This is a genomic window from Pseudomonas sp. BF-B-26 (assembly GCF_019956495.1).
Classification (GTDB): domain Bacteria; phylum Pseudomonadota; class Gammaproteobacteria; order Pseudomonadales; family Pseudomonadaceae; genus Aquipseudomonas.
This window is the reverse complement of record NZ_JAHBDP010000054.1, coordinates 67,720-94,436: the sequence shown is the minus strand read 5'-3', so window position 1 is coordinate 94,436 and position 26,717 is coordinate 67,720. Positions and strand designations below refer to the sequence as shown.

26 protein-coding genes and 1 pseudogene are annotated in these 26,717 nt (G+C 57.8%); 14 read left to right on the top strand and 13 right to left on the bottom strand.

The features are described 5' to 3' along the window. Positions 1-66: 66 nt before the first annotated feature. The 3 genes from KGB03_RS05205 to KGB03_RS05195 all read right to left on the bottom strand — a co-directional run bounded on the left by KGB03_RS05205 (position 67) and on the right by KGB03_RS05195 (position 3,020). Complete coding sequence (locus tag KGB03_RS05205; protein WP_223526504.1) at positions 67-966, bottom strand: bestrophin family protein; 900 nt, start codon at positions 964-966, stop codon at positions 67-69. A 5-nt stretch (positions 967-971) separates the two neighbouring features. Continuing rightward, positions 972-1,970 carry a GTP 3',8-cyclase MoaA gene (gene moaA / locus KGB03_RS05200; RefSeq protein ID WP_223526503.1) on the bottom strand — a complete coding sequence of 333 codons (999 nt, stop codon included), beginning with the start codon at positions 1,968-1,970 and terminating at the stop codon, positions 972-974. Positions 1,971-2,168: 198 nt separating this feature from the next. Continuing rightward, positions 2,169-3,020 carry a CAP domain-containing protein gene (locus KGB03_RS05195; RefSeq protein WP_111452490.1) on the bottom strand — a complete coding sequence of 284 codons (852 nt, stop codon included), beginning with the start codon at positions 3,018-3,020 and terminating at the stop codon, positions 2,169-2,171. Positions 3,021-3,195: 175 nt separating this feature from the next. On the opposite strand from KGB03_RS05195, the gene KGB03_RS05190 reads away from it, so the two are divergent. Beyond that, entirely contained in the window at positions 3,196-3,816 is a 621-nt protein-coding gene (locus KGB03_RS05190; protein WP_223526516.1) for a cell wall hydrolase, read from the top strand. 161 nt (positions 3,817-3,977) lie between these two features. On the opposite strand, the gene KGB03_RS05185 is transcribed toward KGB03_RS05190, so the two are convergent. The 3 genes from KGB03_RS05185 to KGB03_RS05175 all read right to left on the bottom strand — a co-directional run bounded on the left by KGB03_RS05185 (position 3,978) and on the right by KGB03_RS05175 (position 7,970). Further along, entirely contained in the window at positions 3,978-4,808 is an 831-nt protein-coding gene (locus tag KGB03_RS05185; protein ID WP_223526515.1) for a DUF2950 domain-containing protein, read from the bottom strand. A 68-nt stretch (positions 4,809-4,876) separates the two neighbouring features. Continuing rightward, a complete protein-coding gene (locus KGB03_RS05180; protein ID WP_223526502.1) occupies positions 4,877-6,376 on the bottom strand; it encodes a DUF3300 domain-containing protein in 1,500 nt (499 codons plus the stop codon). Positions 6,377-6,545: 169 nt separating this feature from the next. Continuing rightward, positions 6,546-7,970, bottom strand: a complete 1,425-nt coding sequence (locus KGB03_RS05175) for a GGDEF domain-containing protein (RefSeq protein WP_218537788.1) — start codon at positions 7,968-7,970, stop codon at positions 6,546-6,548. A gap of 368 nt (positions 7,971-8,338) precedes the next feature. Between KGB03_RS05175 and KGB03_RS05170 the strand changes: the two genes are divergently transcribed. Beyond that, positions 8,339-8,578 (top strand): DUF1652 domain-containing protein, encoded by a 240-nt coding sequence (locus KGB03_RS05170; protein ID WP_223526501.1) that lies wholly within the window; start codon positions 8,339-8,341, stop codon positions 8,576-8,578. A gap of 49 nt (positions 8,579-8,627) precedes the next feature. On the opposite strand, the gene KGB03_RS05165 is transcribed toward KGB03_RS05170, so the two are convergent. The 3 genes from KGB03_RS05165 to gfa form a co-directional block, all read right to left on the bottom strand. Further along, positions 8,628-8,888, bottom strand: a complete 261-nt coding sequence (locus KGB03_RS05165) for a glycogen debranching N-terminal domain-containing protein (RefSeq protein WP_223526500.1) — start codon at positions 8,886-8,888, stop codon at positions 8,628-8,630. A gap of 113 nt (positions 8,889-9,001) precedes the next feature. Further along, positions 9,002-9,157 carry a hypothetical protein gene (locus KGB03_RS05160; RefSeq protein WP_223526499.1) on the bottom strand — a complete coding sequence of 52 codons (156 nt, stop codon included), beginning with the start codon at positions 9,155-9,157 and terminating at the stop codon, positions 9,002-9,004. Between the two features lie 114 nt (positions 9,158-9,271). Beyond that, a complete protein-coding gene (gene gfa / locus KGB03_RS05155; protein ID WP_111452496.1) occupies positions 9,272-9,850 on the bottom strand; it encodes an S-(hydroxymethyl)glutathione synthase in 579 nt (192 codons plus the stop codon). Between the two features lie 247 nt (positions 9,851-10,097). On the opposite strand from gfa, the gene KGB03_RS05150 reads away from it, so the two are divergent. The 3 genes from KGB03_RS05150 to KGB03_RS05140 all read left to right on the top strand — a co-directional run bounded on the left by KGB03_RS05150 (position 10,098) and on the right by KGB03_RS05140 (position 12,821). Continuing rightward, positions 10,098-10,391 carry a DUF3616 domain-containing protein gene (locus KGB03_RS05150; protein ID WP_223526514.1) on the top strand — a complete coding sequence of 98 codons (294 nt, stop codon included), beginning with the start codon at positions 10,098-10,100 and terminating at the stop codon, positions 10,389-10,391. Between the two features lie 189 nt (positions 10,392-10,580). Beyond that, a complete protein-coding gene (locus KGB03_RS05145) occupies positions 10,581-11,249 on the top strand; it encodes a polysaccharide lyase family 7 protein (protein WP_111452497.1) in 669 nt (222 codons plus the stop codon). A 519-nt stretch (positions 11,250-11,768) separates the two neighbouring features. Beyond that, entirely contained in the window at positions 11,769-12,821 is a 1,053-nt protein-coding gene (locus KGB03_RS05140; protein ID WP_223526498.1) for an alpha/beta hydrolase family protein, read from the top strand. Positions 12,822-13,225: 404 nt separating this feature from the next. Here KGB03_RS05140 and KGB03_RS05135 read toward each other — a convergent pair whose 3' ends face one another. Together KGB03_RS05135 and KGB03_RS05130 are read right to left on the bottom strand one after the other, a co-directional pair. Continuing rightward, the gene (locus KGB03_RS05135) at positions 13,226-14,167 is read right to left on the bottom strand and encodes an AEC family transporter (RefSeq protein ID WP_111452501.1); all 942 of its coding nucleotides are present in this window, start codon (positions 14,165-14,167) and stop codon (positions 13,226-13,228) included. 104 nt (positions 14,168-14,271) lie between these two features. Continuing rightward, positions 14,272-15,378 carry a mandelate racemase/muconate lactonizing enzyme family protein gene (locus KGB03_RS05130; RefSeq protein ID WP_111452502.1) on the bottom strand — a complete coding sequence of 369 codons (1,107 nt, stop codon included), beginning with the start codon at positions 15,376-15,378 and terminating at the stop codon, positions 14,272-14,274. A gap of 260 nt (positions 15,379-15,638) precedes the next feature. Here KGB03_RS05130 and KGB03_RS05125 point away from each other — a divergent pair, with 260 nt between their 5' ends. After that, positions 15,639-16,373, top strand: coding sequence for a FadR/GntR family transcriptional regulator (locus KGB03_RS05125; RefSeq protein WP_223526497.1), 735 nt, complete (start codon positions 15,639-15,641; stop codon positions 16,371-16,373). 197 nt (positions 16,374-16,570) lie between these two features. On the opposite strand, the gene KGB03_RS05120 is transcribed toward KGB03_RS05125, so the two are convergent. After that, the gene (locus KGB03_RS05120; RefSeq protein ID WP_218537794.1) at positions 16,571-17,503 is read right to left on the bottom strand and encodes a LysR family transcriptional regulator; all 933 of its coding nucleotides are present in this window, start codon (positions 17,501-17,503) and stop codon (positions 16,571-16,573) included. Positions 17,504-17,641: 138 nt separating this feature from the next. Here KGB03_RS05120 and KGB03_RS05115 point away from each other — a divergent pair, with 138 nt between their 5' ends. The 6 genes and pseudogenes from KGB03_RS05115 to KGB03_RS05090 form a co-directional block, all read left to right on the top strand. Continuing rightward, the gene (locus tag KGB03_RS05115; RefSeq protein WP_111452505.1) at positions 17,642-18,955 is read left to right on the top strand and encodes an MFS transporter; all 1,314 of its coding nucleotides are present in this window, start codon (positions 17,642-17,644) and stop codon (positions 18,953-18,955) included. Between the two features lie 62 nt (positions 18,956-19,017). After that, positions 19,018-19,767 carry a creatininase family protein gene (locus tag KGB03_RS05110; protein WP_074877481.1) on the top strand — a complete coding sequence of 250 codons (750 nt, stop codon included), beginning with the start codon at positions 19,018-19,020 and terminating at the stop codon, positions 19,765-19,767. 373 nt (positions 19,768-20,140) lie between these two features. Continuing rightward, positions 20,141-20,971 carry a type 1 glutamine amidotransferase domain-containing protein gene (locus KGB03_RS05105; RefSeq protein ID WP_223526496.1) on the top strand — a complete coding sequence of 277 codons (831 nt, stop codon included), beginning with the start codon at positions 20,141-20,143 and terminating at the stop codon, positions 20,969-20,971. A gap of 364 nt (positions 20,972-21,335) precedes the next feature. Beyond that, a complete protein-coding gene (locus KGB03_RS05100; protein WP_192409588.1) occupies positions 21,336-21,914 on the top strand; it encodes a hypothetical protein in 579 nt (192 codons plus the stop codon). A 49-nt stretch (positions 21,915-21,963) separates the two neighbouring features. Beyond that, the gene (locus tag KGB03_RS05095; RefSeq protein WP_192409587.1) at positions 21,964-22,638 is read left to right on the top strand and encodes a MarC family NAAT transporter; all 675 of its coding nucleotides are present in this window, start codon (positions 21,964-21,966) and stop codon (positions 22,636-22,638) included. A 185-nt stretch (positions 22,639-22,823) separates the two neighbouring features. Then, positions 22,824-23,057 (top strand): annotated as a pseudogene (locus KGB03_RS05090) (glutamine amidotransferase); the annotation flags it as partial. A gap of 83 nt (positions 23,058-23,140) precedes the next feature. On the opposite strand, the gene KGB03_RS05085 reads toward KGB03_RS05090, so the two are convergent. After that, the gene (locus KGB03_RS05085; RefSeq protein WP_192409583.1) at positions 23,141-24,064 is read right to left on the bottom strand and encodes a LysR family transcriptional regulator; all 924 of its coding nucleotides are present in this window, start codon (positions 24,062-24,064) and stop codon (positions 23,141-23,143) included. A gap of 138 nt (positions 24,065-24,202) precedes the next feature. Here KGB03_RS05085 and KGB03_RS05080 point away from each other — a divergent pair, with 138 nt between their 5' ends. Together KGB03_RS05080 and KGB03_RS05075 are read left to right on the top strand one after the other, a co-directional pair. After that, positions 24,203-25,258 carry a tartrate dehydrogenase gene (locus tag KGB03_RS05080; RefSeq protein ID WP_223526495.1) on the top strand — a complete coding sequence of 352 codons (1,056 nt, stop codon included), beginning with the start codon at positions 24,203-24,205 and terminating at the stop codon, positions 25,256-25,258. Positions 25,259-25,346: 88 nt separating this feature from the next. Further along, positions 25,347-26,687 (top strand): dicarboxylate/amino acid:cation symporter, encoded by a 1,341-nt coding sequence (locus tag KGB03_RS05075; protein WP_223526494.1) that lies wholly within the window; start codon positions 25,347-25,349, stop codon positions 26,685-26,687. Positions 26,688-26,717 lie beyond the last annotated feature (30 nt).

Here is a 26,717-nt window from a genome sequence, read left to right as displayed (position 1 = left end):
CAAGCCCGCTCCCACAGGTTCTGCGTCTACTGGCATGTGCCAATGCCCGGTGAATCATCGAGCCCATCAGCTCAACACATAGTCCACCGGTTCCAGCGGCGGCGGCAGTTGTGTCACGCCCAGTGCCGCCAGTACATCTCGTTCAACGCTGCGCACCAATGCATCGATGGGCAGGTCGTTTTCATCGCGACCGAACGGGTCTTCCAACTCATCGCCAATCGCGTCCAGACCGAAAAAGGTATAGCTGACAATGGCGGTGAAAATCGGTGTCAGCCAGCCCAGTGGCTCGGCCATCGCGAAGGGCAGCAAAATGCAGAACAGGTAGATGGTCCGGTGCAGCAACAAGGTGTAGGGGAAGGGCAGTGGCGTGTATTTGATTCGCTCACAAACGGCTTGGGCCTGGGTCAGGCGGGTCAAATGGTTGGCCATGAGCGTGTAGCGCCATTCATTGATCGCGCCTGACTCGGCGAGCACCGAACACTGTTGACCGACCTGCAGCAGAATCTGCCCGCTGATATCCGCCGCGTTGTCCTTGGGCATCGGGTTCAGCCATTCACCACTGGCCGCCAGTTCGTTTTCTTTGCGCAGTTTGGCATTGAGCGCATGGGCGAAGCCGCAGAGGTTGCTGAGGATATGGTGTCGCTCGTTCGCGTCCTTGATGACCTGGGTTTCGCGCACCATCGAGCGAACATCCACCAGCATGTCGCCCCAGGCTTTGCGCGCTTCATACCAGCGGTCGTAGCAGGCGTTGTTGCGAAAGCTCATGAAGATCGACAACGACAAACCCAGCAGGGTGAAGGGCGTTGCACTGACCTTGGAAAAATAGCTCGGGTGCAAGGTTTCGATGAGCACGATGGCCGAGGCGAGCAGCGTCACCAGAAGACTGCGCCAGGCAATTCGTTTGGCGATCGAGCCCTTGAGTGACGTCAGGACGCCGATCAGATTGGGTTTGGGTCTAACGATCATGGTGTTCAGCCGCCCGTCATGTTCATGAAGCGAACCACCTGGACCTCGTCGTTCACTTCGAAAGTGTGCCGATAGGGTTTGAGTTTCATCGCCTCGATGATGGCTTTTTCCAGGCGCTCGGGATGGCCGGGATGGCTGCGCAATACGGCCTTGAGGTCGACAGCGTGCTCATTGCCCAGGCACAGCAGCAGACGACCTTCCACCGTCAACCGAACCCGATTGCAGGTGCCACAAAAGTTGTGGCTGTGGGGGGAAATGAACCCCAGGCGAATCTGCGGGGCCTCGGCCAGGCGCCAGTAGCGCGAAGGGCCTTGGGTCGACTCGGCGGACTCGATCAACGTGTAGCGCTCGGCGATCCGCTCACGTACCTGGCTGCTTGCATAAAACGACTCGGCGCGGCTGTGTTCATGGATGGTGCCCAGGGGCATTTCTTCGATGAAAGAAATGTCGAGATTTCGGTCGATGGCAAAGCTCACGAGGTCGTTGATCTCGTGGTCGTTACGGCCCTTCATCACCACGCAATTGAGTTTGGTATGGCGAAATCCCGCGGCGTTGGCCGCGTCGATGCCGTTGATGACCTGCGCCAGATCGCCGGTGCGCGTCAGTTCACGAAAGCGTTGCGGGTCCAGGCTGTCGAGGCTGATGTTGAGCCGTTTGACCCCGGCCTCGAACAAGGGCGCTGCAAGTTTGCCCAGCTGAGACCCGTTGGTGGTCATGCACAGTTCACGCAGGCCAGGCAGGGCGGCGATCTTTTCGCACAGCTGCACCACCCCCGGACGGATCAGCGGTTCGCCGCCCGTGAGACGGATCTTGCGGGTGCCCAACGCCACGAAGCTTTCGGCCAGTTGATAGATTTCTTCCAGGGTCAGTACCCGTTGGCGGGGCAGAAACTGCATGTCTTCAGCCATGCAATACACGCAACGGAAATCGCAGCGGTCAGTGACAGACATCCGCAGATAGTCCACACGCCTGGCGAACCCATCGATCAAGACTCGCTCTGACATGACATTCTCGCCTGCTTCCGTGAAATGAGTATTCCGCTATCCCCGGAATTGTTGTGCGCAGACTAAGAGCAACTTTAGAGGGGCGTCCAATCACTATTAATGACCGGCTGATCGACAGGGTCGATGAAGGATTTGATTGCAAAAAAAAACCGGAGCCCCATGACAGGGCTCCGGTTTTTTTCTATCGGCGTTCTGAACTTATTGCGCCCCGAACATCGCCGTCCAGTAAATCCCCGGATCACTCTTCGGATCAACCGCATAGGCCGCGCCCAACTCCCGGTACTGTGGGTTCATCAGGTTCGCGCAGTGACCGGCGCTGGACACCCAGCCTTCGACCACCTTGCGCACGGTGTCCTGGCCGGCAGCGATGTTCTCGCCGACCTGCCCGCCGCCATAACCGGCCAATTCAGCCCGGTCACCCGGCATGCGGCCATCGCGGTCCTTGTGATCGAAGTAATTGTTGTTGGCCATCGACCGGGCGTGCTCCTCGGCCGCCGTCGCCAGCGCGGCGTTCCAGGCCAGTGGCGTGGTGGCGGCAAAGGATTGCGTGCCGCACTGGCGCGGTTGGCTGCGTACGATGTTGAGCTCGGCCAGCAGCTTCTGGCCTTCCGCCTGCCAGTCGCCCAGGCGAGCGCTCAACAATGGACGCGCCAGCACGATGCGCCATTCGCGGTCCTGGTGGCTGACGCCGACATCGACGAATTGCGGGTCCAGCACGATCTGGCAAAAGCTTTCCTGAATCGCTTTCATCGCCGATGGCGCATCACGCGGCCCGGACAGGCTGATCGCCTGTACATTCTTCATCGGGTAACCCGCGCTGGCCATTGCCTGCTGCAGATTGCCGACGCTGTTGGCGTTCAGCGCCAACCGTGGGTCGCCGGCCAGCGGTGGCAGTTCCTGCGATACCTGACCTGCGCAGCGCTGCACCTGGCTGCGGTAGAGGTTGATCGAATCAATCAGTTGTTTCTCGTCGGCCGCCAATGCATTCGCGGCGAACAACATCCCCAGTGACAACGTGGCAAGACGCATGGCAGATGATTTGAAGCGCATGGAAATCCCCTTGAGCTGACTGCGCCCATGATGCGCGATTTCACCCCCGCGAGCGCAATGACTTTTCACGCTCGACGACAGTTTTTTTGTCCGTCTGTTGGAATCAATTCTGGCAACTACAATCAAGCAAAGTCGCCAGTTCGGCGTGCTTGCGGTTCCGTCCGAAGGGTCGATCATGCGAGTTGTCTGGATAGTCACCTGCTTGGCAATAACCCTTTTCGCAGGCCACGTCATCGCGTCTGAGCAGGAGCAAAAAAAGGAAATGGCTGAGGACAAGGCCGAGGTGCTGGAACAAAAAGCTGCGGAGAAGGGCACCGAAGTCCCTGTGCCCAAGTCCGAAACCATCACCACCTCTGAAGTTCAGGCCGTCGATCCCGCCGGCGCGTCGCCGCTGGACGATGCAATCACCTGTCTGTCCCGCTCCATCTATTGGGAGTCCAAAGGAAAATCGTCCGCCGACATGGAAGCCGTCGCCAGCGTCGTGATGAACCGCCTGGGCCATGAGGGCTTTCCGGACACGGTATGCGCCGTGGTCAAGCAGGGTTCTGAAAGCAAAAATTGTCAGTTTTCGTGGTGGTGTGATGGACGCTCGGATCAGGTCCAGGAAGAAACCCAATACGCGATGGCCAAGGAAATCGCGCGCAAAGCGCTCAACAAGCAACTGAACGACCGAACCCATGGCGCGATGTATTTCCACGACAGGAAAGTGAAACCTGCCTGGGCGAGGAAATACATCAAGACCGCCGAGACCTCGATGTTTCTTTTTTATAAGCCGCGTGGCGGGACGGCGAAGTAGGGGGGCGCTTTTTGTCCGTGTCGTTCAAGTAGCAAAGGCTGCAGCCTTGTTCCCAACCTCCGTTTTTTTCACGACTCATGCCAGCAGCTTGTCCGCCGGTCACTCCTCGCCGATGCCGGAAAGTGATTTTCCAGAATGACCTGATATCAACGTCTGGATGGCTACTGGTCTTCAGAAACCTCCTTCCAACTGTCATCCGGATCAAAGCGTTTCATTGCCTTCGCCAGTTTTTCGCCATTGGGGCCAAGGTCTTTCTCAAACACCTGTCCCTCATGACTGATCATGAAACTCATCACCCCGGTGTCATCATATTTTGCCGGCCAGGCGATCAGGGCAAAGCCTCGGCTCATTTTGTCGCCGATGCGGTAGCTGTAGGCGCCACCTGGTGCCGACGGACCTTGGGCATCAAGGATGCGGAAGTGGTAACCATGCCAGTCTTCGTCGTTGATGGCTTTGCCGAACAACGGCCCCAACGGACTGATCTGACCGCTGTCGTCGTCCGCCCAATAGAGGCCGTCATGCTTGCCGGGGGTGCTGAAGATTTTCTGCGCATATTCAAGTGCGCCGTCCCCGTCACGATCCACTGAGGCATAGTCCATCTGAGCATCGTGATAGGTCAGCGCCGCTTGCACGGCGTCCAGTTCGTTGCGGCCAATGCGACGGGCACGGATTTCGATGCCGGCGACCTTCATGTCGAAGCGCCAGCCGTTCGTACCTTTTGTCATGGGGATAGGCAGTGTCCAGTGGTCACTGCCGACTGCCAGGATCGCCTTGCGCTCGCTGGGTTTTTCAATCTTGTGCTGCTCGTGATACTGCTTCAAGAACGCCTCCACATCACTGCTCTGCACGCCTTCGCGGGGAATGTAGGTGCGCCAGTCATCGCCCAGCAGCTCTGTCAGGCGTACCTGATCGGGTTTTCCCGTACCCAAGGCCTTGACGAACGCCTCAGCAGCTTCTTCCGGTGTTGGAAATGCCTCCTGTGCCGCTGCCATGCACGTCCACGCCAAGCCGGCCGTTATCGCCAGCAGGCCCGTGAGGATCTTCACTTGCAGAGAGTTGTTCACCGACGCCCCCCCCTTGAACGCGCCGGCATGGACGGCCGACTGATCTGGTGACCGGCCGACCGCGCGGCACTCGGGCGCTGGGTGGATGCCTGGCTGGTCCGGCCACGAAGTGCTTGTGCGTTGGACTGGGAAGGGGAGCGCGCGCCGGCGAAGGCATTGTCGCGGGCGCTGCCGCGACTGGCGGCCGGTTGCCTCTGCGCAGTCTGGCGCACCTGCGAAGAGTCTTTTGTGCGCTGATTCACCTGAGCGTTCTCTCTCCTGGGCTGCTGATTCTCACGGATGTTTTTGGCCGTGCCCTGGCTCCGGTCAGCCGTCCTCGGTCTGTCCGCACCGGCTTGCATCCGATTGCCGACCGAGGCATCGGACTGCGCCCTGCGCACTTGATCACGGGCCTGGCGGTTGCTGGTGGCAGGTCGTTCGATACCGCGTTTGTCCATTGAACTACGGGCATTTTCACGGGCCTGGGCGCGCTGGGCATCGTCCCCTCGATACGCCTCACGCTGATTGGCACCGTTGAGTTGCCGGCCGTATTGTCCACGGCTCCGGGAGTCTCGATAGGGAACGCCATCACGGTGAACGGCGTTGTGCTGCCACTTGTTTTGATTATTGGTGATCTGGTTGTTGCGATTGATGTTGTTGTAGCGATCGACGTCGATGTCGATGTCGTTATTGCCCCAGTCACAGTCTCCCCACAGCGAGCCGATGATCGCCACACCGGTCCCGAACGCCAATCCGGCCATCAGTGCCGAACCGGGGTAATAGGCGGGCGGCGGCGGGTAGTACGGGGGCGGCGACGCAGGGTAGGCCCAAGTGCCGTAGGTGGTTGTCGGGTTATAAGCGGGTACGTACACCACCTGCGGATCGGCGGGCTGAATGATGATGGTCGACGTGCTGCTGGCAGGCGCGGGGGCGGGTGCCTGAGCGGTGGGCGCGGGTGCCGGTGTCGCAACATTCTGCACCGTCACGTTCTGGTACTGGTTGCTCTGAAGATTGCCTGCGGCTTGCGCCTGATGACGCAAGCGTTGCACGCCATCCATGAGATCGTCCGGCTGCGCGAGGAAGGCATCACCCAGGCGTTGTACCCAGACCGGGTCCTGTCCCAGCGTGGCCAGGACCTGCGGGAAGGCGACCAGTGCCTGCACGCTCGGATCCCACGGCTGGCTGGCCACTTGCTTGACCGCCTCGTCGCCCTTGGCGTCCGGATGAGCCTTGGACCAGGTCACCGCCTCGGCGATTTCGCCGGGGTAGGTGCTCGCCATCAATACCTGCGCCAGCAACGGGTCCGGGTAAAGGGCGATGGGCGCCAGCATTTGGGCCAACTGCTCCTGCGTAAACACGGCATCCTTGACCGGTGCCGTGACGGGCGCCGTTCCGGCAGGGGTTGTCGGGGCTGTATTCGTCGGGACAGGGGGAGGCGCGCCCGTGGTTTGCGCAAGGCACGCAGATCCGCTCAAGAACAGTGCAGCCGACATCGCGTAAAACAAGGGGATACGCATTGCTCCCTCCCTGTGATCAGGCAGGCATGACATGAGTGGATCAACGCCAAGGAGATGAAAGCCGGCTTTGCTAGCCGCAAACCTCAGCTTCGATGCCGTGGCTTAATGGTACATCACCAACCTAACGCCCAATGCTGTGGCACAAAGCTGAACATCGGTGCCAACGCTGTCACAGCGATTGTAGGCTGGCTTCTATGGTCGTGACCACACGGTTACGGCCTTCGTGTTTAGCGTGATACAGACGTTGATCGGCTGCACGCAGAATGGCGTCGATGGTGTCGCCGTCGCGGCCGGATTGCGCTACGCCGATGCTCACGGTGACCACGGTTAACCGCTGCAGGCCATGAAAAGAATTATTTGCGACGGTGTTTCGCAGTCGCTCAGCGATTACGTGCGCGCCTTCAAGCGAAGTCTGCGGTAGCAGAATCATGAATTCTTCCCCGCCCACTCGGGCTACGCCGTCATACGGGCGGATCGAATCGAGGCATTTCTCCACGAAATCCTTGAGGATGTCATCGCCCACCTGATGCCCGAAGCGATCGTTGATGGACTTGAAATTATCCAGGTCGAGTGCCAACACGGAGAACGGCTCACCGCCGCGCTTGGTCCGGCCCATTTCGACTTCGACCCGCTCCATGAACCGACGCCGATTATCAGCGCCAGTCAGGGGGTCGGTGGCCGCAAGGTGCCCGAGTTCTTGATTGGTGCGCTGCAGTTCCTGCAAGGCGCTTTCGGTATACGCCATCGCTTCGGCAAGCCGCGCCATCAACTCCTCTTGGCTGTAAATCTTCGAGAACGACCGCGTGGTGAGGAACGCTTGCACGACGCCATAGCTCAGCATGAAGAACCCGCCGGCGAAGATCGCATGAGCGAGCCACCACATGTGGTTCCACGGACGTGCAAGGATGAAGGCAAGCGATGACAGCGCGAACGCGGTGACCGAGACGACAAAAATCATCATCAGCGGCGAACGGATACGGCGCAGCAGGAGGATTACCACGGTCAATGTGGAAAGAATGAGGGCACCACCTTCCATCGAGAGGCGCACCGAGAGATTGCCGGCGATCGGTGAATTCGCGACGTACGCCACTGCCACATCAACCAACAGGAACAGTCCTATCCAGGTCAGCCACGGGCGGGCCTTCATTCGTTGGTCCGCGTCATCAGGCGGGCGGTGGTACGACAGCATTCCGACTAACAGCAGAATCGACATGACCAGACGAGAGGCCGGTCCATACAGCAGGAAGAGCCAGATATTGTGGTGGGCTTGCCCGGTGAACGCACCATGCAACGCGTAGATCAGTACAAAACCGAGAAAACCTAGCGTCATCCATCGCAGCAGCGGATCTCCCGATGACTGATAGCAGCGCCACGTGACGTAAGTCACAAACAAGCCCGCCAAGGTGGCTGCCGTGATCGCAATGATATGGAACAGGTGGTTCTCGAATGTAAGGGTGGGGTCTTGGAAGAAGTATAAATAGCCAATCAGATAGGCCGGAACAAACGCAAATCCTGCGAGCAGCAAGTAAGCATAAACCTTGACCATGAGGCGAACGGCTTCAGGTGGTTCGCCGCCGGCGATGAGATTGCTCATGGTTCCCTCCAATTTTGAATCTATTTAGTCAGCACCGGTCCGGTGTTGGCTCCAGAGACACCTACCTGCCAATGGTCCTTCGCCTCTTTACGCAGATAGGGGATGGACCGATCTATGGCAATTCAATATTAGACTCCCTCCCGATTTCTGCTGCGCAAGCAGGTAAAAATGTTCACGCGAACGCCTTTAATCGATCAGGAATGTCTCATTGTTCTCATCGGCGATTTTCGGTCAGTCGTGAGAGGCCGACATTGGCCGGTCGCTGCCCCGCGGATGCAATTGGTCGCGATCTCGGTCAGCTCGAGGCTGGGTTGCCTATTATTACTAGACAGAAGCGCAAACGACCTTTGACTTTGAGGACGTGAGTCATGATTTCCATACTTGAGCTTCGCCACATCATTGAGTGTGGTTTTCTGCCTCTTTCTTGCATCTGCACCTCCAATCCAGATGGATCGCTCATGATAAAAGTGTTCGAACCGTCATCGGGTCATGTCCAATTATTGGTCACTGGCGTTAGAACCGAAAAACTAACGTCCAGCCGAGCTATCGCGGAGTTGATCGGCGAATTACGAGTTGAAATGTTGGCTTTGAAAGAGGAGCTTTGCTGACAGAATTCTATTGGATGACAGGCAATTTAGAGCTTCACGTCCAGCCGAATCAAATTCGGGCCCTGTTGCCGCTCTGACTGACCGCTGCTGAGAGCAGCGATGGACGCCGACCCGCCACGGTCAATTGGTACTTGGATAACAACCGAGTGTCGTGGTGAAACATGCCCACGGCGCCACCGTCGATATCGCCAAACGCGTTGGCTACCAGGTACGTGTTGTGATCGACCAGCACATACAAGCTGTGTGCAATGGGTTCATTTGCGCAGGGCTTTGGTTGAGGCTGTTCAGGAACGCTGGATGAATTTTTCATGGGCTATTTCAAGGCACCACGAAATCAAACCCTATCGGTAAGTGTCCGGTAGAGGTCGACGTAACGTTGCGCCATCACCTTGGCTGAAAAACGTCTATCGAATACGTCATGTATCACTTGTCCCCATCAGCAATCTCTCCGATGAGTTCAATGCCGGGGAGCGTCAGTAAGGGGCGTATCTGCTGTTCGAAGTATTCGCGATCAGCCGCATCGATCTTGGCAAGGTTTAACGCCGCGACAAGCGGTTTTATAGATAGACCTATGGGCATGACGGATCTGGTAGCTCCAGCGTCCGCTTTCCATAGTTCCAATTGATTATTTTGGCGTGCACAACATCAAAGGTGAATCGACGCCGCGGCCCGGGAAAAAACCGCGGCGATCGATCAGGCGGCGGGGAGCAGGCCTTTCTGTTTGGCGACGTGAATCGCCAGTGCGTCCATCAAGTCCGGGGACAGGCAGTCATAGGGTTCCAGGCCGATCGAGCGCAGGCGCTCGCGAATAGCCTTCATTTGCGCTGGCGGCGTACCGGTTTCGATGATGGAGGATACGAACGCCGCGAATCCCGGCGCAGCCCATCCGCTCTGTGGCGAAAGCTCGGTGTGGACGAAGTCCAGGCCATAAAACGCATGGTCCTTGTTCTCGATGCGCCCGAATAGATGGGCGTGACACTGCTTGCAGGCGTGGCGCTGGATGGTGGCGGTTTCGTCGACGACCTCCAGTTTTTCGCCATGGGCAATGACGCTGACCTTATCTCGTGGCACCACGGCGATGACGGCAAATGTCGCGTTTTGCGGTTTCCAGCATTTGCTGCAACCGCACGCGTGGTTATGCAGCGTTTGTGCGTCGATCTTGACCTCGACCTTGTCGGTCGCACACAGGCATTGCAGGGTGCCACCGGCGAAATTCGCGGCGGCGGGTTGGATACCATTGTCCAGTGCGGGGTGTAGTTGCAAGGTACTCATGCTGGCGTCTCCGTTTCAGGGTGGGCAGAGTGCCTGGGCCGTGCCCCAGACCGGTAGTTCATCGGAAATCGATGACGGCGCGGCTCGATTTGCCTTCATGCATCAGATCGAATCGCGGCGGATTTCGAAAAGGACAAGTGCATAAACGAGCGACCTCCTTCGGTGCGACCGGTCGGGTACCCAGATTCCAGAATAGTCGGCGATGACGCCTTGAGCGCGGCTTGGGTCTGCGCGCGGGTGAGGGACGATAAAAGGTGGGACACAAAAAAACGGGCGCCGTCACGGTAACGACCTGGCCGCGGCCATTGCTGAAGATCCTCAGCTACGCGACTTCCTGCGTATCCCGGGTAAGGACAACGACTTCGATATCGAAGGGTTGGTGATGATCGGCTCGCGCCTTCTGCTGGGGCTGCGTGGACCGGTGCTACGCGGCTGGGCCGTGTTGTTGGAGATCGGCCCCGAGCTGAACGACGCCCCGTCCACCGCTGATGGCTTAAGTCCCTTCGCTGCAGCTGCCAAGCAAGCCGGATTAGTTCCATAAACTTCCAAAACAGCCGACGAACGGCTGCACCCGCAGGCACAAAGCCTGCAATAACCACCTCGACGAGCATTTGACGTCAATCTACCGCCACACGGATTTCCTGATCAGCAGACCCAATTGACACAGCTCAATAGCATCGGTTCGAGCGCAACTGTGGCCGCAACATTCCCCGCATACAGGATTATTGACATGATAGACCTCGCCACTTGGAATTTGAGCATCCCTGAAGGCAGCCCACCGGCCACCATAGAAACGCCTCGATTGGCGCAAGGTTTCAAGGATCAGTATTTCAGTTCTGAAGCCGCTACCCTTTCTTTCTGGGCGCCTGTGACGGGTTCCAGGACGGCCAACGCTATTTACCCGCGCAGCGAGTTGCGGGAAACCTATAGCGATGGAACGGTGCGCAACTGGCAGTATTCAGCGGCGGATAACATTCTGCGGGCGAGTCTTACCGTCAATCAGGTGCCCAGCACCGGCAAGATCGTGATTGGTCAGATTCACAACAAGGACAGCAACAGCCCCATGGTGAAGCTGGAGTACCAATACAAAACCTCGGCTTCGACGGGAAACATTGTCGCCAAGGTGCGCATGCGCCCCGACGATGAAGAGGGCCAGGTCATTACCATTGCGACGGGGGTGCCGCTCAACTGCAACTTTTCCTACCAGATCCACCTCAGCCCGAAGGGCGCGCTGGGCATCAGCGCAGCAGGATACAACTGGAGAACCACCATCGACCCGAGCTGGAAGACCAAACCTCTGTATTTCAAAGCGGGCGCATATGTGCAGGACAACACCGGCTATCCCACTGAGGGCGGAAAAGTGACGTTCAGGTTGCTGGAGATCCAACACAACATGTAGTCGCTTCTTTAGGTCACTACCGTTGGTACGCCGATCCGAAGGGTGAAGACTTTAGTGGATTTCCTCGTCGATCGGCTACCAAGTGGCTAGCTCAGTGAACTCAACCGCGCGGGTGGCAGATGCCGTTGAAGCCTTTCAAAACCATTGCGTGTGCATACTGGGGGATACTCTGTTATCGCAGGCGTGTGTCGAAGGTGGCGGCACGCATCCTTAAATAGCACTTTCCTGCCCCCAATACTGGATTGAGTTAACTAACCTTAAGGGCGTCGGTCGATTGCACCATTTCGCGACGGGCAGCTATCGGCCAAGAGCGGCCCTTCGGACTTGCCCCGAAAGCCCGGCTGCTGACCGGTCAATGCAGATAACGAAAACTATGCATGTCAGTCGGAGTATCGACTTTAATGTCGGTGCAGATTCACCTGCTCACGGCGCAGGATTTCTATAATTTGCGAGATGTGATGCACGCTATCGGTGGGTTCCAGGTTCTGAACCCCTATCTAAATCAAGGAAGACAACCCATTGAAAACAGCTCTCGGCGCCCTGCTTTTAACCTGTCTGACGACCAGCGCTCTCGCTGACGTCAACTCTGTCGGCTTCCAATCCTACACCCTGCCGGACCCACACAATGAGCGTCCGCTGGAGATGGTCGTCTGGTATCCCAGTACAACGACCGTCACCCCACAGTTGATCGGCGACGATGTGGTGTTTGTCGGTGCTTCTGCGGTTCGCAACGCGCCACCCTCTGCTGGCGAGCACCCATTGGTGGTGCTCTCCCATGGATTCAGAGGCAATTGGAACAATCAGAACTGGTTGGCGAGTGCATTGGCCCATAAGGGTTACATTGTCGCAGCGGTCAACCACCCCGGCACCACGACCCATGATCGAAGCCCGCAAGCGGCGGCGCAGTTATGGCAGCGACCCATTGACCTGCATCGGGCCATTGAGGCGGTCACCACTCAACCTGAAAAATTTGGCGTGGTCACAAAGCGTCAAATTGCTGTAGTGGGCCATTCACTCGGCGGCTGGACTGCAATGGAGATCGCCGGCGCTCGTTTCGACCCGGCCCTGTTTGCCCGTGACTGCAAACTCCATCCGCAGTTATCCAGTTGCACCAATTATCAAAAGATCATCCCTGAGAGTACTCCGGCATTAAAGGCTGGTCTGGCCGGAGATTTGCGCGATCAACGCGTCACCGCTGTGGTTTCTTTGGACCTGGGACTCTCGCGCGGGATGACAGATGAGAGCCTTGCGGCACTGCCGGTGCCAGTGCTAGTTATCGCTGCCGGCGCACCATCGGTGGAACTGCCTGCTCAGTTGGAGTCCGCCAACCTGGCCACACGCCTGCCCCAAGCGTCCAGCCGCTATGTCGAGATAGGTGACGCCAGCCATTTCAGCTTCTTGCCGATTTGCAAACCAGGTGCAGTGGCATTGCTCGAAGAGGACATTCCTGGCGATGGCATCATTTGCGGGGATGGCGACAATGCTCGCCCGCGCGAGGTAATCCAACAGCAGGTTACGTCACTGATCACCGAGTTTTTGACGCAGTCCGCGAACAACAAAGTGGAGCTCTAGGATTGCTGGCACTCGGCAACTCAGCAGACCTGAAATTTGCGTAGGAACGCAATTTTTGTGTCGAATCCAGCCACCTATTACGATCAAAAACGTTTTTACACAGCCTCGACCAGAAGCGGACATTCGAAAACGTCTACGAATCTAGGGTCGACTCACGCTGACCTGTGGTGAGGGGGATTGTTTCCACTGAGCGGCGAAACGGGTTCAACAGATGGGCCTGCTGCGCAGGCCAGCGGGAGCGAGCTCCCTCGCCACGGGTTGCTTGTTGTTTGTGCTATCTGTTTTCGCAAAAACGGGACGCTTGGCGTCCCGTTTTTTATGGTGGTGGTATCAGCCTCCAGCGCGTTTATTCAACGCCTCTGTCGCCGCAGCGATTTTCGCCTGGCGCCTGCGCGAGCCCGCAGTCAAGCAGCGGCAAGCCCGCCGTCAATCAGGTAGATCGCAAAGGAGAACGTCACGATCGACAGCACGGTGCTGACCAGAATGGAGGTCGCGGCTTCGCTTTGATAGGCGCCGGTCTGGTTCGCAAACATCGCCGGGATCGTCGCCGATGGAAGGGCGCAAAGCAGGATCATCTGTTGCGCGTACAGGCCATGAGTGCCGAGCAGTACCGTGGCGCTGAACATCAACACTGGGTGAATGAGCAGCTTGAGCCCAAGGTTGCCCCAGACTTCACCGGACATTTTTAGTTTCTCCGACGACATGATCAGTCCCAGGCACAGCAGGGATACGCCGGGCGTGGCTTTGCCGAGAAGGGTGAAAGACTCCGCCGCAAGCGGAGGCAACTTGACCTGCAGCACGGAAAGTAGAATCCCCAGGGCCGGCGCCCACATCAGCGGACGACGTACCGCCCCTGAAAGGCTCGACAAAAACGCCTGGCCGCCACTGGCCTTTCCATCGGCGATGGTGAGCAACATGGTCGTCAGCGGGATCATCACCAGGCTCGCGACCAGGTTCAGTACCAGCACCGAGTAGATGCTGCCCGCGCCGAACATTGCACCCAGGATAGGGATGCCCATGAAGGCGGCGTCTGGATAACCGTTCACGAAGCCCTTGAGCGTTGCCACCTTGAGATCGCGAGTGCTGAACCAGCCGATCGCCAGCGCTATCGTGTACATGCCCATGATGCCGATGAATGTCGCCACGATGAACTTGAAGTCGAAGAGCTGTTCACGGGGCGTGCTCGCCATCCCGACAAAAAGTAACGCCGGGAATATCCAGCCCAGCACCAGGCGGCTGATCAGCAGGCTGTCCGAATGGGTAAGTCGTCCGCGCTTGCCGGCGATGTAACCCAGCGCGATCACAAAGGCGACGGGCAAGATGGGTCCTACGATCCTGTCTAACATGTCATCAATCCTCGTGTTTATTTTTATCAAGAATGTCGTCATGGCTGATCGAGGCCGACACGTCGGCGTCGATCAACGCTGCAATGAGCCAGCGGCTTATGGGGTCAAGGTTTGAAGCGGTAGTCCCGGATGACGTCCTGGTCTGGCTCGATGCCGAGTCCCGGTCCTTGCGGTACGTCGATGCGTCCGTTACGCGGGATGATGGCGTCGCCATAGAGTTGCGCTTCGAGATCGAAGTAACGCCATTCGACCAGTGACTTGGCACCGCCCAGGGCTGCACTTCCATGCACCGCCGCCAGCAGGCCGGGGCCGTCATAAAAGGCGTGGACCATCACGGTGACGCCATGGGCGTTGGCCAGTGCATAGACTTTTTGCAGTTCGGTGATGCCGCCCATTTTGGCGGGGCTCGGCTGTACGAAATCCACCGCGCCGGCCTCAAGCAGGTGCTGGAAGTCCATGAGCGTCGAGGCATTCTCGCCAGCCGCAACCGGGATGCCGCCGTGCGCGCGCACCCTTGCCAGCCCCGAGTAGTCTTCCGGCGGCCACACCGGTTCTTCGATCCAGCGCAGGTTCAGCGGGCGAAGTTTCTCGGTCATGTCCAGCGCTTCGCGCACCGTCCACGGAGCGTTGACGTCGAGGGTGATTTCCACGCCGGGGCCAGCGGCCTCGCACGCAGCGCGGATGACGTCGATATCCACTTCGTGCAACTTGAGGTGGCGGAAACCGCTGTTGACCGCGCGCTGCACATTGACGCGGATGAGTTCGGGATCTGCATATCGGATCAGGCTTGCATACGCCGCAAGAGACGTGGCCTCACTCCCGCCCAGCAACTGGTAGATCGGTTTTTTGGCGGCTTTGCCCGCGATATCCCACAGCGCGATGTCAATCGCCGAGAGGCCATAGATAAACGCGCCGCTGCGACCGAAAACGTGAAATTTCTTCTGCAGGTCACCCTGTAATTTCTCCCGTCGGGTAACGTCACTGCCAATCAGTTCAGGCGCAAGGATGGTGTCGATCACCACTTTTACCGCAGGGATCGCGGTGAAGCCGAAGGTTTCGCCCCAACCAACGATACCGTCGTCGGTGGTGATCTTGACCACGAGAGAGTCGACCATTTGCAGGTCTTTCGGCCCCCAGACCCCGCCAGCGGACCGGCCACCCGTGGTGAAGGGAATACGAAGCGGAATGGTTTCAATGCTGGCAATTTTCATAGGATTGCGCCTCAAACGGGTTGCGAAGCTGGCACGGCGAGTTTTTTTATTCGTCCGTGCCAGGTTGAGGGCAACGTACATAACATCCTGTTGTCCTTCAACAGAACAACTGAGCTGTTTAGTGGATTTCGGCCTGTCTTGTTGTTAAGTATTTGTTTTTATTAGTTAATATTATTGATGTGTTTGGCGAATTTCAGTTTCAACTGTCAGGAACAAGTCTTCTGATGTAGATTAAGAAGACAAGTGAGGGGAGAAAAAGAATGAGTGAAATGAATGTGCAACCCGTAACGCGGCGACCTCATCTGGCCGAGCACATCGCCCGCTCGCTGAGCGACGAGATTGCTTCCGGGCGGCTGCGGCCGGGAGACCGTCTGCCCACTGAACAGTTTCTCTCGCAGAACTTCGGCGTCAGCCGCAACGTGGTGCGCGAGGGCATCGCCACGCTGCGGGCGCAGGGGCTGATTCAGTCTCGCCAGGGCGTAGGCGTCTTCGTCTCCGCCGCCTCCCAAGCGTCAGAGCCTTTGGCACCGCAGGCGAGTGCGCCGATGCTGGACGGTGACAACACCATCCGAAATATGTTTGAGGTGCGGGCCGTGCTGGAAAGCCAGGCCGCCGCGCTCACCGCGACGCACATGACTGCGGCCAAGCTGAAAATCATTCAGGCCGCGGTCCTGCGTATGCAATACGAAGGCGAGCCGACCCTGGAAACCGTCAACGCCGACCTCGATTTTCACAGGGCCATTGCGGCAGCGTCGGGCAACGACTACCTCGAGACGATGATTCGCACAGTGCTCGAGCCAATGCGCGCACTGATCACCATGACCTTCGCGCGGCGCGGCCCGGTGTTCAGCAACATTCCGCACGCGGCGCGCGGGGAGCATGAAGAACTCGTGCAGGCTTTTATCGATCGAAATGCGACGGCGGCACGCCAGATCATGGGGGAACATATCGTCAATGCAGCCTCACGATTCGGCTACGAGATCACATTTTTCTGATGGTTTCTGCCGCAAGGGTGTTGTCTCGTTGTTCTACAAGGCAGGCAGGTTGTTCTTTAGTCATGCGAGGCGCTACGAGTTGGCGAACAGTTGGCCGACAAAAGACGTCAACTGTTCGCTGCGGACATAATCAGGCGCATATCGAAAAATCCATCCCGTTCCTTCGGTGATGGACTGAGCCTCAAGTGGGGCTCAGGTCAGGCACTCGACACTCCTGTACCAGACGCAAACATCGGCAAGCGCTGCAACATCCAGTTCAGCAGCTCTTGAGCAGGGGCGGCCAACGGTCGACCGGATTTCACCAACAGTTTTGCTTCAACCCCAAGAAACAACGGATGGTCGATCGTTACCGCCGCCAGGCTGCCGTTGGCGATTTCCCGATAGGCCGCGAATTCGCCGAGCAACGAAGCAAAACCGCCGTCCTCCACCATGCGCTTGAGCGCCGCGAGGGAGTTGCTGACGAGTACCGGGCGGATCTCGATTTTCTCGGCATACTCGAGCATCTTGATCGCATGACCGATACCGAATGTCGTGGGCGTCAGGACCAGTTGGCAGGCGAGGATATCCTCGACGGTTGCCGCCGCGCCTCGCAATGCCAATGGGTGATCCGGGCGAACCAACAGCATCACCGGTTGCGAAAACGTCGCGCGATAGTCGATGTGCGGATGCGGCGGCGGATTGTACGCAAGGCCGATGTGCGCACGGTTTTCGGCGACTTCGTTGAGGACGTCGTCGACGGGCAGGATGTCCAGCCGCACATCAAGTTTGGGGTACTGCTTGCAGAACGGCGCGAGCACGTTGTCGACCAACGCATCGACATAGCCCTCGCTGATGACGACGCGCACATGGCCTTGCTGCAGGCCCTTGATCGCTTGCAACTGATCTTCGAGTTTCTCCTGGTGCGATCGATAGCCGCGCCAGAACTCCAGCAGGTGCGCCGCGGCCTCGGTGGGCTGAACACCACGTGCCTGGCGCTCGAACAGTTTTGCGCCGATTTCCTCTTCTAGCAGCTTGATCTGGCGTGTGATGACCGAGGGCGACGTATTGATGCTGTCGGCCGCGCCACGAATGGATCCGTGCGTCAGCACCTCATGAAAATACCGCAGCCGTTGTTGATTGATTTCGCGCATGCCGGGAACTCTCTCCAGAGATGTAGCGTTGCCTGTAGAGCAACACTACACGAACTTAGTTGCTCTTGCTGGTCCTGAGGTGCCGGTGCAACATTCTTGAGGACGAACGCAGACCAACAAGAATAACGGGAGATTCGCATGTCAATTCTTCAGACGCCGGCACGAAGTGATGCCATTTCAGCCCTTTACCGCAAGCTCAACTGGCGGCTGCTGCCACTCCTGTTCATCTGTTATGTATTTGCGTATCTGGACCGGATCAACGTCGGCTTTGCCAAACTGCAGATGCAAAATGACCTTGGGCTTTCCGATGCGGCCTATGGCGCGGGCGCCGGTATTTTCTTTCTGGGGTATGTGTTGTTCGAATTGCCGAGCAACCTGATGCTGCCGAAGGTCGGCGCACGGAAAACCTTCAGCCGTATTCTGGTGTGTTGGGGCATCACCTCGGCCTGCATGTTGTTCGTGCGCAACGTGCCGATGTTTTACGCCATGCGCTTTCTGCTGGGGGTGTTCGAAGCCGGTTTTGCACCGGGCATGATTTATTACCTGTCCTGCTGGTACGGTCCGAAACGTATGGCGCGGGCCATTGCGATCGTGTTTATCGCCGGCCCCATTGGCGGCATTGTAGGCGGCCCACTGTCTGCGTGGTTGATCACCACGTTCGAAGGCGTTGGCGGTCTGGCCGGCTGGCAGTGGATGTTCTTGATTGAAGGCTTGCCGTGTGTCTTCCTTGGTGTGCTGACCTTCTTCATCCTTTCCAATCGACCCGCTGAGGCGCGCTGGCTGAGCCATGAAGAAAAGGCCTTGCTGGCCAGTGAGCTGGGTGAATCGACCGGGCGCGTCCATTCGTTCCGTGCGGTGTTGCGCGACCCGAAAATCTACATTCTCGCCAGCGCCTATTTCTGCATCATCTTCTCGATCTACGCCATGAGTTTCTGGCTGCCGGCAATCCTCAAGGCCCAGGGCGTCAACGACACCATGCAACTGGGTTGGTACGCCGCGATTCCCTATGTCGCCGCCGCTTGCGGCATGTACTGGATAGGGCGCCGGTCGGACCGTGTCGGTGAAAGACGCTATCACTGTGCAGTGCCTGCGGGGATCGGCGCGAGCCTGCTGCTGGTGTACCCCTTTGCCGACGGCAACCTGATGGCCGCGCTGGCCCTGCTGACCCTGGCAACCGCCATGATGTTTATGGCCTACACCGTCTTGTGGGCGATGCCCTCTGAACACATCAAGGGCGAGGCGGCGGCGGGCGGCATTGCCTTGATTAATACCATCGGTCTTTCCGGCGGCTTCTGGGGGCCGGCCATGATCGGCTGGGCAAAAACCGCAACCGGCAGCGCAAATCTTGGCATCGTTATCGTGGGGTGCGTATTTTTGTGCGCAGCGTTGGTGATCCTGTCGACCAAGCCGAAAACCCGTGACGGCGCGATTCCGGAATACAGTGCGGGTTGATCTGTTGCCACCCGCGTCCTTTGTCATGTTCCGCAAGGAACCCTTTAAAAGTGAGAACTCAAATGCTTTTACACCTGTCGACCTGGGCCGAGATCGGTCAATTTCTTCAACGCAGCCGCACCATCGTGATCCCTATCGGTTCGAACGAACAACACGGTCCAACCGGTCTTCTGGGGACCGACTGGATGTGCCCGGAAATCATCGCCGGTGAAGCGCAAAAAAACGCAGACATCCTGATTGCACCGACCTTCAATATCGGCATGGCCCAGCACCATCTTGGGTTCCCTGGAACCATCTCGCTGCGTCCGTCGACCTTTATTGCGGCGATCGGAGATTGGGTGCGTTCGCTGGCCGCTCACGGGTTTGAAAAAATCCTCTTCCTCAATGGCCACGGTGGCAACGTTGCATCGATCGAGGCGGCGTTCTCTGAGCTCTACGCCGAAGCCAGCTTCGCTCGACGCCCAGCAGGGTTCGCGCTGAAGTTGTGCAATTGGTGGGACCTTGAGGGAGTAGGGGAGCTTGCGCGCGAGCAGTTCCCTACGGGGCACGGCGTGCACGCCACGCCGTCCGAGATTGCGGTCACACAATGGGCCTATCCGGATTCGATCAAATCGGCTGAATACTCGCCGCAGATCGCCCCTTGGGGCCCGATCCGCGAAGCGATGGACTTCCGCGCACGCCATCCCGATGGCCGCATGGGCTCGGACCCGGCGCTGGCGACGCCAGAAAAAGGTCGTGAACTGGTGATGTTGGCAGCGCAGAGCCTGGTGCGGGAGCTGGACGCTTTCAGCCGTGAATCAATGCCCGGCTGAACCTGCGGCTTCTCAACTTGGCCAACGCCCGGTAGAACCGGGCGTTGGTGCGTCCTGTTTGAGGGGATTTCATGATTGAACATGACGTTTATGCCCGCTTGAAAGACCTCGGTACTGTTAGAAAAGGGACGGATTATTTTTCTCAAAAGAAGACGGTTGGGTGCAAGGCTCGGTGATCGTTGATGCGGATGGTTATCCGTTGGCTGGGCCGGCGGAGCAGGTAGGGAAGGCGCAAGACAAATCCGCTTCAGTGACGGCACCCCCCCAAATATTGATTACCCAATGTAATAAGTGAAAGTCTGTTAAGGGGCTCTATCGCTGCCTGCTCTAGTAATAAGATGGCTCCGTCAAACCATTCCTACTGGAGAATCGCGTGAAAAAAGCCATTTTTGCCGCCCTGCTAGCCGGCGCCGCTAACTTTGCCAACGCCGGCACGGTATTGGTTGTACTGTCGGATCAGGCTCAACTGGACCTGAAAGACGGCAAGGTCATGCAAACAGGTTTCTTCCTGAACGAATTAATGCAACCGGTGCAGACCTTCATCGCGGCGGGTCAAACCGTCGTATTTGCCACCCCTAGCGGCAAGGCGCCAACCGCGGACCAGAAATCCAATGATGTGAGCTTCTGGGGTGGCGATGAAAAGGCCCGTCAGGAAAGTCTCGCGCTACTGGCCACGCTGAAGCTGACCTCGAAGAGCGGATCGCCGGCAATCAGCTTCGCGCAGGTTCAGAAAATCGGCTACGACAAGTTCGATGCCGTATTCGTGCCTGGCGGCCATATCCCGATGCAGGATCTGCTGAAGGACAAGCAACTGGGCCAACTGCTGACCAACTTCCATGAAAAAGGCAAGGTCACCGGCTTCACCTGCCATGGCACCATAGCCATGTTGTCGACGATCCCGGATGCGCGCGTTTTTGTCTCCGCGCTGGAATCGGGCAAACAGCCGGCAGCGCCGGCCAATTGGATATACAAGGGCTACAAAGTCACCGCCTTCACCGACGCGGAAGAGGAGCAGGCCAAGGGTTTCCTCGGCGGTGGCCATATGAAACTGTTCCCACAGGATGGCCTGACAGCAGCCGGTGCTAACTTCTCCGAAGCCAAGCCATGGAGCGAGAACGTGATCGAAGACCGCGAAGTCATTTCCGGCCAGAACCCACAGTCGGCCAAGGCAGTCGCCGTGGCCATGCTGGCGAAACTGAAGTAATCCTGGGCCGCCGTTCCGGGCGAGCCGGGCCGTAGGTGCTGGGGGGCGAGCTGCTTTGGCTCCAGCACCACCGTCTATCCCGACACACTGCAAGCTTATGTGTCGGAAGACGACACCCGCACATTACGTCCAGGCCCAAGGGCGGCTTCGTAATGCGGGCTCTGCCGTTTCAATCCGCCGACTTCGGTCCGAAGGGAGGCCATTAGGTTTGCAGATTTGCAATACACAAATGAACGCTAAACTGAGCTGACTGGATTTTGGTGATTGCTACCGAGGTCAATGCGATTCCATCGGCTACGGCAAGTCACCCCAGAAAGCCGTATGCAGGATTCGTAATGTAAACACTCTATGGAAGAGCTCCCCCATGAGACCAATCCGTTCCGTTGCCTGCGCCATTGCCCTCGCTTCACTTCTCTCGACTGCCTGCCTGACCGCACATGCCGCCGATATACCGTTGGGAAGCAGTACGATGGAGGGGCACATTGTTTCCCGTGTATTGGCCGTTGATCCCGCTAACTACCAAGTCACCATCGAAGGTCGCGACAAAAGTCCAGTGCCTATCCAGCTCACCGACCAGGCCAAGAACCTGCACAATTTGAAAGTCGGCGACACGGTCGATATTCATGTGATTCGTTCAGTGGCTTATAGGCTTGATACCGAGGTTGGCGGTGCACCGGGCGTCACTAAGGAATCCATGTCCATCCGTGCCACCAAGGACAATCCCAATCCCGGAGGTGAAGCGGTTCGCCAGGTCAAGGTTACGTCCAAGATCATTCGCATTGACTTGCAACAGCATGAGGTGACTTTGCTTCCGCCGGAGGGAAAAGCAACGGTCCTGAAAGTCGAAGACCCGAAGCTTCAGGAACGGATGAAGAAGCTCCAGGTGGGGCAGACGGTTGACGCCATTTATACCGAAGTCCTGAAGGTCAAAACTTCACGCTAACAACGCTCGCCGACAAACGTGGCCTCGAACAACAGGACTTGAGTTCGACATGACAGATCTGTTCAATGCAATCGGCCTTGGGTTGCTGGCGCTGCTGCCATTGACTAACCCTCCCACGACAGTGGCGCTGTTTCTCGCCTTGAGCAAGGGGCTGAGTCACAAGGAAAAAAAGACACAGGCTTTTCTGACGTCGTTCTATGTCTTTCTGATCATGACGTTGACTTACTACGTAGGCGCGTTTGTTATGGATGCATTTAACATCTCTATACCGGGCTTGCGTATGGCCGGGGGAGGAATTCTCATCATCATGGGCTTGAAGATGCTGTTTCCGCCGCCTCTTCAGCCCTCTGCTTCCAGCAGCGGTGCAAGCGAACAACCGAACTTTGCCTTCATTCCCCTGGCCATGCCCAGTACGGCCGGGCCTGGCACCATTGCGATGATCATCAGTTCCGCCGCCACTATCAAACACAGTACGTTATTTCCTGCCTGGGTCTTATTAACAGCCCCGCCGTTAATTTTCCTGTTTACCGCTCTTATCCTTTGGGTATGCCTGCTTGGCTCAGGAATAATCATGAGAATAATGGGACAGTCAGGCATTGATGCCATATCACGGCTGATGGGTTTCCTGCTGGTATGCATGGGCGCGCAATTCGCCATTAATGGCTCGGTGGAAATCATCCAAACCATCATCGACAGTAATGCTCACCTGTTTCGCCCTCAGTAGTTTCTAGAGCCTTTATTGCTCTTCACGAAGGATAGCTCTCGGCAAATCGGTCCGGCTTTCCTAGGACTTGAAATTCCAGCCCCTGATGTATATTTGTTGTCGCCACTTGTTATTGGCACTCATAAAGGATTCTGACTGATGGCACGCGTGGGATTGGTACTGACACCCGGTTTTGCGGACTGGGACTCGACACGGTTCCTCATACTTCAAACAGCGCTGATTTCTTAAAACAGAATGCCGTAGGTTATGAAGGGGGCACGCTCTATCGAAACAGTCCGGTAGCTGTGGTTGCAGACCGCATCATCACTGCTCCAGGCCCTGCACCCGTTAGCTTCACTTGCGCAGTGTTCGAAGGTGCCGGGCTATCTTCGGAAATCATTTCTCAGTTCAGGTCAATGTTGGCTGCGGAACATCGGTGACCGCTTCGTCCTAGAAAACAGCCGATCAGGTGATGTGTTTGAGTGGCACCTGTTGGCCCAAAGCAGTCGCCCACCAACCCTGTTCATTCGCGCGTGGATTCCGGTTCTTCCAGGTGATCGATGTGCTTGAAGCGCTCGACCAGGAAATCAATCAAGCTGCGCACCCGCGCCGACAGGTGCAATTGTTGTGGATACACGGCGTAGACATCGGCGCGGGTGGGGGTCTGATCTTCCAGCACCAGGCGCAAGCGGCCGCTGCGCACGTAACGGGCGATGTCCCATTCGGCCCGCAGCAGAATGCCGTAACCTTCCAGCGCCCAGTTCAGGGCCACTTCACCGTCGTTGCAGCCTAACGCGCCGCGCACTTTGATGTTTTGCGTGCGCCCGCCGTTGGTGAAACTCCACACGCCGTAGGGCGTTTCGTTTTGGCGAAGGAAGATGCAGTTGTGTTGCTGTAAATCCGCCAGGCGTTGGGGCACGCCATGCTGTTCCAGGTACAGGGGCGAGGCGCATAACAGACGGCGATTGGACGCAATTTTACGGGCATGGAAAGCGGCGTCCGGCAGCGTGCCGAAACGTATACCCAGGTCAAACCCGTGAGTCGTCAGGTCGAGCGGGTGGTCGCTGATTTCCAGCTGTATTTCCACCTCCGGGTACTGCGCGAAGAACGCACCCAGAGCCGGGCCGATGTAGCGCCGACCGAACCCCAGCGAAGCATTGACGCGGATCAAGCCTTTAGGTGTCGCCCGGCTGCTGCTGATCAACTGCTCGACCTCATCGATCTGCGTGAGGATGCGCGCAGCATGGGAAAAATACAGTTCACCTTCCGAGGTCAGGCTCATCGAGCGGGTGGTGCGGTTGACCAGACGTATGCCCAGCCGTGCTTCCAGCGCGGTCAGGCGTTTGCTCACGGCCGGCGGGGTGACGCCCAACTCGCGAGCCGTCGCCGCCAGGCTGCCTTTGTTGGCCAGCAGGTAGAAAAAAGACAAATCCAGGGTTTGGCTCATTGGTAACTCAAATTCATCTATGTAGTGATTTGGAGTAACTCACGCTCATTTGTTCACTACATATACTCCGCTCACACCCTGATTGAACACCCCCGTTCGACAGGCACAACAAGAACGTGACGAGAGTGGAGTTAATAGATGAGCACCTACAAAATTGCTGCAGTTCCAGGTGATGGTATCGGTGTAGAAGTGATCGCTGCGGGCGTCGAGGTGCTGCAAGCCTTGTCGAAGAAATCCGGCTTCGAACTGGATTTCAAACACTTCGACTGGAATTCGGATAACTACCTGAAAAACGGTTACTACATTCCTGAAGGTGGCCTGGAAGAGCTGAAAACCTTCGACGCCATTTTCTTCGGCGCGGTCGGTGCGCTCAAGGTGCCGGATCACATTTCGCTGTGGGGTCTGCGCCTGCCGATCTGCCAGGGCTTCGACCAATACGCCAATGTGCGCCCGGCTCGCGTGCTGCCAGGGGTTAAAAGCCCGCTGCTCAATGGCGATCAAATCGACTGGGTGGTGGTGCGTGAAAACTCCGAGGGCGAGTACTCCGGCAACGGGGGGCGTGTCCACCGGGGCCTGCCTGAAGAAGTCGCCACCGAAGTGTCGGTGTTCACTCGGGCCGGGGTCGAGCGCATTCACCGTTTTGCCTTCGAACTGGCGCAAAGCCGTCCACGCAAACACCTGACCATGGTCACCAAATCCAACGCCCAGCGTCACGGCATGGTGCTGTGGGACGAGATCTTCTATGAAGTCGCCAAGGATTTCCCGGACGTCAAAATCGACAAGGAACTGGTCGACGCCGTGACCACGCGCATGGTGCTCAAACCGTCGACGCTGGACGTGATCGTCGCCACCAACCTGCACGCCGACATCCTGTCCGATCTGGCCGCCGCGTTGTCCGGCAGTCTGGGCATCGCGCCGACTGCCAATCTGAACCCCTCGCGCAAATTCCCCTCGATGTTCGAGCCGATCCACGGCTCGGCCTTCGACATCACCGGCAAAGGCGTGGCTAACCCAATCGCAACGTTCTGGACGGCGGCGATGATGCTCGAACACCTGGGCGAAGCAGGCGCGGCGAAGCACCTGATGTCGGCTATCGAGGCGGTGACCGAGAGCGGTCTGCACACCCCGGATCTGGGCGGCACGGCCACCACCCGCCAGATCACGGATGCGGTCATCGAGTTGATCAAACGCTGATTCAAGCGGCGGCACAACGCCAAGGGGCTGATCACCGATCAGAGCCCCTTGGCATTTCCTGACAACAATAAAAAATCAGGGCCCTGTCATGAAAAGAATATTCGGCAAACTTTACGTACAAGTGCTCATCGCCGTGATCCTCGGCGCCATCGTCGGGGTATTTGTGCCCGAAACCGCAACGGCGCTCAAACCCTTGGGCGACGCGTTTATCAAACTGATCAAAATGCTTCTCGCCCCGGTGATCTTCCTGACGGTGGTCACGGGCATTGCGCGCATGGAGAACATGAAAGAGCTGGGTCGCGTCGGCTTTCGGGCGCTGATCTATTTCGAAGTGGTGTCCACCCTGGCACTGGTCGTCGGCCTGGTGGTGGTCGACGTGTTCAAACCCGGTGCCGGCATGAACATCGATGTCGCCTCGCTGGATACGTCCAGCCTGGCCACCTACACCAGCGCCGTGAAGCATGCGTCGTTCATGGACTTTGTGATGAACATCATCCCCGACACCATCGTGGATGCCTTCGCCAAGGGCAATGTGCTGCAAATATTGCTGTTCTCCATTCTGCTGGGCATTGCCCTGGCGCATGTCGGGCCTCGTGCCAAGGCGTTCGTCGACACGCTGGACAGCCTGATGCAGGGCATGTTTCGCATCGTCAACATGGTCATGCGTCTGGCACCCATCGGCGCCTTCGGGGCGATTGCCTTCACCATCGGCAAATACGGCTTTGGCTCGCTGTTCTCACTCGGCAAGCTGATGGCCTGTGTCTACCTGACCTGTGCGGTGTTCGTGATTTTTGTACTGGGCCCGATCTGCCGTTACAGCGGATTCAGCCTGTGGAAGTTTTTGAAATTCATCAAGGAAGAACTGTTCACCGTCCTCGGCACCAGCTCTTCGGAGTCGGTGCTGCCGCAGATGATTTCCAAGATGGAAAAGGCTGGTGTTTCCAAGCCTGTCGCCGGCCTGATCATTCCTTCGGGCCTGACCTTCAACCCGGACGGACAGGCGATCTACTACACCATCGCCGCGATCTTCATCGCGCAGGCCACGAACACGCCGCTGACCCTGACGGATCAGTTGATCGTCCTGGCCGTGCTGATGTTTACCTCCAAGGGCTCTGCCGGGGTCACCGGCTCGGGATTCATCATTCTGGCGGCGACCTTATCGTCCCTTGGCACCATTCCGGTGGCGGGCATGGTGCTGCTGTTGGGCGTGGACCGGTTCATGTCGGAAGCGCGTGCGATCACTAACACCATCGGCAATGGCGTCGGGACAATGGCCATTGCCAAATGGGTCGGGGCGCTGGACACCGTGAAAATGCACAAGGCGTTGAATGGTGAGGTCGAAGGTGAGAAGCCCGCAGAGGTTATCGCTGCTCCTTCGGCGTTGGGCGCTCGCGTGCTGCCAGGCCGCCAAAAAGCCTCTCAGGCGTGAGGTGTGAGGCGCTGAACGTGATGCTCAGCG